Source organism: Gemmatimonadota bacterium, from assembly GCA_039715185.1.
GTDB lineage: Bacteria > Gemmatimonadota > Gemmatimonadetes > Longimicrobiales > RSA9 > DATHRK01.
This window is the reverse complement of sequence record JBDLIA010000139.1, coordinates 1-5,282: the sequence shown is the minus strand read 5'-3', so window position 1 is coordinate 5,282 and position 5,282 is coordinate 1. Positions and strand designations below refer to the sequence as shown.

Genomic DNA, 5,282 nt, shown 5'->3' with positions numbered 1-5,282 from the left:
GCGATGCCGCGCAGGTCCCCCGCGACGCGACGCAGCCCCGACCCCGGAAACCGCTCCGCGATGCGGCGCTCCAGCCGCTCGAGCGTGTGCCGGATATGCGTGAGTTCGAGTTGCACGAAGGCAAGCTAACATCCGCCGCGCCGCGCCGGGGGGCGGTGGGACCGCGCGACGGGGCGAGACAGGGCTGTCCCGAAGGGTGAGACAAGGAAGTCGCACCGACGCGTCCCGCGTAGGCCGGCGATGGGGCCCCGGGAGGCCCTCCTGCCCCACAGACGGCGGCGATCTCGGGTGGAACGCCGATCATTGCTCTACCGGCACGCTGGGTGCCTGCTCCCGTGTTCGGGAGCGCGTGTCGTGTGCACGCGGACGGTTGGCTCAGCGTCGGCCGGCCCGAAAGCCCACAGCTACTCTAGCCCCACTTCGTCATGAACAAGCCCGCGCCATCCAAGCCGATGCTGTCGGCAACCCCCACCGAGTTGCACCAAGGCGATCGCCTCACGCTGACCGGGCGTGGCTGGCCCGACTGCCCGATCAGCATCCGGATCGGGAAACAGAGCGCAACGGTCGTGAGGATCGGGTACGGCTTTCCCGCCGGAGGACAGGTGCGACCCGCCGGAGACGGCACCTTCGTGGCCGCGCTGTCCACCGCCGACATCCCCGCCGGCGAACGACGGATCACGGCGCAGGCGGCGGAAGCGTCGGCCTACGCCAAGGTGCGTATCCTCGAACAGCCGGGTCCCGGCTCCGACGGCCCGATCGTGAAGCACGCCTGGCGTGCGCGCGAGTTCTTCGAGCGCCGCTTCGGCCACCTGGGGTTCGTGCCGGCCGGCACCAGGGAAACCCAGATCCGGCAGCTCCGCAACATAGGCGAGCGAGCCGGAGGCGGACCTCGGCCCGCTCCCGGCGCCGACGACGTCTTCGCGCAGCCTGACCCGGCGGTCTGTAACTGGACGCCTGTGGGGCCCGCACCCGCCGTGACGAGCAGCGGGGTGGGCTGGGCGGGGCGCACCCTGGCCATCGCCATCGACCCGACCGCACCGGATACGGTTTACGTCGGGACCGCGGGCGGGGGCGTCTGGAAGACGACGGACGGCGGCGACACCTGGACGCCGTTGACCGACTATCAGGCAAGCCTGTCGATAGGCGCGATTGCCATCGATCCGACGAATGCGCAGCGCCTCCTGGCCGGGACCGGCGAATACAACAACGGCTACGTGGGCACGTACTACGGCGCCGGCGTCCTGCGGTCGGTCGATGGGGGGGCGAACTGGAGCGAGCACGGCGCAGCCACCTTCGAGCGCGCCGAGATCTCCCGCATCGCATACGATCCGTCCGACGCCACGGGCATGTCGGTGTTCTTGTCGTCCTCGGTTGGCGTCTACCACTCCCCCGACGGCGGCGTAAACTGGAACCTGCTGGAGGCTGGAGACTTCAGCGGCCTGGTCGTCTTCGGGACCGGCGGCAACAAGCTCAAGGCCATCGCCGGTCGCCTCGGCGACGGCCTCTACGAAGCCACCAGGACGGGCAATTCGTGGTCGGCGTGGAGCAAGATCACCGATCCCGTGATGCCCGCCAACCTCGGGCGCATCGCGCTGGGCCAGCGCGGCTTCAACTCCAAGACCGTGTATGCGTTGTTCGAGCGATTCGGCGGCTTCGAGGCGGTCGTGTCCACCAACAATGGCGGCAACAACTGGAGCTCGGTGGACGTGCGGCTGAATAAGACTCCGACGGTCGGGGTGCTCGAAGCCGCCGGACACGACCATACGCTCACCATCCCCGCCACCGACATGACGGCACCCACGGCGGCTCACACGTACACGACTGGTTCCGGCGGGGCGCCGGTTCACACCCACCAGGTCACGCTGGATGCGGACACCTTCGAGCGCGTGGCGCGGGGCAGCGTCGTGGTGGCTACGACCGACGCCGATGGAAGCGGCCACCAGCACACCGTGGTCATCACGTCCACCGGCCAGGGAGGCTACAACCTGCACGTTTCCCCGCACCCCGACGACCCCAACACGGTCTTTCTCGGTGAGGTCCGACTGTGGCGGTCCACCAGCGGCGGCGGGGTCTTCAACGAGGCCACCGGCATCCACGTGGACCACCACGCGTTCGCGTTCGATCGCACCGCGGCGGCCACGGCGTGGGCCGGGAGCGATGGCGGAGTCTGGAAATCCGCCGATACGGGCGCGACCTGGAGTCACAGAAACCGCGACCTCGCGACGCTGATGTACATCGACCTGGCGCAGCACCCCGACTGGGAGTCGGTCCTGCTCGCGGGCACGCAGGACAACGGGACGCACCGCTACGAGGGGTCACCAGCCTGGCTCGTGTCAGTCAGCGGCGACGGGGGCTTCGCGGCGATCGACCCCGGGCTGCCAACGCGGATGTATCATCTGTTCTTCGCGCTTCGGATCCAGCGCTCCGACGGCGCCGGCCAGCCCGGTACGTGGGCCAACAAGAACAGCGGCCTCAGCGGCTCTTCTCAGTTCTACGCCCCGTTCACGCTCGATCCTTCGAACCCGAATACCTGCTTCGTGGGGGGCACGGAGTTGTTTCGGAGCGCGAACAACGCCGATAGCTGGGACCCGGTCACGGACTCGATCGGAGAGAACATCACCGCCATCGCCGTGCACCCGACCGACTCCGACGTGGTGTACGTAGGCACCAGCACAGGCAAGATCTTCCTGGTGGCCAACTCGGGCGCGTGGGCCCTCGCGGACGTCAGCGCGACCGACCTCAGCGCTCCCCCCTACCCCGTGGGCGTCCACGTGTCGGACCTCGCGGTAGATCCGGCGGGGACGCTCTGGGCCACGGTCGGTGCCGTGCTGTGGACGGAGGCCACCGGCGAGTTCAGCAACGACCACGTGTGGCGGCTGCAGTCAGGCGCCGGGGCGACGTGGGAGAACCGGTCGACGGGCCTCGCGCAGGCGAACCCCATCAACGCGATCGCGATCGACCCGGCCAACCCGAGCCGGCTCTTCTGCGGCGGCGACGTGGGGGTTTTTCGGACCGATTCGGCGGGCGCCATGTGGCAGCCCTGGGATCAGGGCCTGCCCAACGCACCCGTGTACCGCCTTGCGATCCACGGCCCGCGCCGGCTGGTGCGCGCCGCGACCCACGGCCGTTCGATCTGGGAGCGCCCGATCGACACGGCCAGTTGCCCGCTGGTGGATTTGTACGTCCGCGACAACATCCTGGACTCCGGACGCGTCACCCCTTCCCCGTCCCACCTGCCGCACCCGTTCGATGCGGGCAAGACGGTCTACTGGTGGCAGAGCGCCGACGTGAAGGTGGATTCCTCGGACCCAGATCCGTTCCAGACCACCGACCCCATCGATGACACCATAGAGTTCATGCTGTTGAATCATCGAGATCCGGTGCGCGAGAAGGTGAACCGGTTCTCCGTGCAGGTCCACAATCGGGGCGTTCTGAAGGCCACCAATGTGAGGGCGAGGGCGTTCTTCGCCGACGCCTCCGCAGGTCTTCCAGCTCTCCCCGCCGACTTCTGGAGCGCCGGAAGACCGTTCGTGGGAACGCCCCTCGCGACCGACTGGACGCCCATCGGACCGACGAAGACCGTAGCGGAGCTCGAGCCGGCGGAGCCGGCCGTGCTCACGTGGGAGTGGACCGTCGCAGCGGGCGCTGCAAAGCACTCGTGCCTGCTGGCGGTCGTCACCTGCGACGAAGATCCCATCTCTGCCGCGGGTGTGTTCGACCTCGACACGTTGGTCCCCGGACACAAGCACGCCACGCTCAAGAACCTCCACTTGGTAAACGCGACAGCGCCGGCCACGGGCACTCCGGACGGCGCGTGGCAGATCGCCTTCCACAATCCCGGGCCACGGCCTCGTCAATACGACGTCGTCATCGACTGGGGTGACCTGCCCGACCGGGCCACGCTGTTCCTGGCGGCCGAGCGGCTGGGACAGGATCGCTGGGAGCCGAAGGTGGCCGGGCGCGATCAGCGGGTGCGTCCGGCGCCTGGGAAGGAGGTCCTGCCCGGCCGGCTCCCGGACGGCTGCGGAGGCTGGCGCCGCTTCGATCTCGACGGCGCGTTGGCGTTGCGGAGGCCCAAGACCGGCGAGACGCGATTGGGAGGGCTGATCGTCCCCGCAGGGGGGCGCCGCACGCTCGCGCTCAACATGGGTCGCCTGCGCCTGGAGGGAGACGCCCAGTTCAGCGTTCTCCAGACGATGCGCAAGAGGACCCTGGGAGGAAGCACCTACCTCGTGCGCGGTCGGCGAACGGAGGAATAGGGCGTGGACCCGCTCGCCCTCGTCGTGCTCGCGACAGCGGTCGCGGGCTCCTTCCTGGTGTCCGCCACGGCGGGCCTGGGCGGCTCCCTCATCCTGGTGCCCACGCTCGTGATAGCGCTCGGCCCCAAGGAGGGAGTGGCGCTCGCCGCTCTCCTGCTGGGTGGAAACAACGTCTTCAAGGTGGTGGCCTACCGGCGCGCCATCCCTTGGCGCGGGGTGGCGTTGGTAGCGATATCGCTCGGCGCGGGCGCGTGGCTCGGAGCGAGTCTTCTGGTCGCGGCTCCCGCCGGCGCGGTCGCGGTGGCCGTTCTCGTCGCGTTGGCGACGAGCCTGCTGCTCGAGCGCCGGTCACTGGTCGCGCTCCGCAAAGCGTCCGGGCCCACGCTCGCCTTCGCCGCCGGGGCGACGTCGGGGTTCTCGGGTACGTCCGGCCCGCTCAAGGGCGTGGCCCTCCGCAACCTGGGCTTCGATCGCTTCCACCTCGTCGGGGCGGCGTCCGTGGTCTCCCTCGTCGGCGACGCGACCAAGGCGGCCGTGTTCGTGGAGGCCTCGCTGCTGGGGCCACGCGCGCTCACGGCCGCGATCCTGGCGTTCCCACTGATGCCCCTGGCCACCTTCGCGGGCCGTTGGCTCAACGCCCGCTTGGGAGAGGTCGGGTATGCGGCGCTGTTCTGGTCGGTCATCGCCGGGTACGCGGTGCGGCTGGTCGTCTAGGCGCTCGCCAGAAGCGGCGAGCTCCTTGACCATCGCCCTTCATCGTATTATTACGATTACATGAACAAAGTCGACTCGATCTTCGGCGGGACCCGATCGCGGGCCGGCGCCGCCGCGAGCCCCGGCGTCCCCCCGGCGTGCTGTTCGCTCGACATCGACCGGCGGGATGAGGAGCGCCTCATCGGCATGTTCAGGGGACTGAGCAACCCCATCCGCTTCGAGATCCTGCAGTTCCTGCTCACGCACCCCGGGTGCATCACGGGCAGCATCGTCGACCACCTGCCGCGCTCGCAGGCGACGGTCTCGCAG

General features: G+C 69.3%; 3 protein-coding genes. All 3 read left to right on the top strand.

The annotated features are described in order from the left end of the window. Positions 1 to 425 precede the first annotated feature (425 nt). The gene (locus tag ABFS34_15665) at positions 426 to 4,259 is read left to right on the top strand and encodes a glycosyl hydrolase (protein MEN8376866.1); all 3,834 of its coding nucleotides are present in this window, start codon (positions 426 to 428) and stop codon (positions 4,257 to 4,259) included. Between the two features lie 3 nt (positions 4,260 to 4,262). Further along, positions 4,263 to 4,973, top strand: coding sequence for a TSUP family transporter (locus tag ABFS34_15660; protein ID MEN8376865.1), 711 nt, complete (start codon positions 4,263 to 4,265; stop codon positions 4,971 to 4,973). Between the two features lie 60 nt (positions 4,974 to 5,033). Next, positions 5,034 to 5,282, top strand: a 249-nt coding sequence (locus ABFS34_15655) for a winged helix-turn-helix domain-containing protein (protein ID MEN8376864.1), incomplete at its 3' end; no start/stop codon positions are given.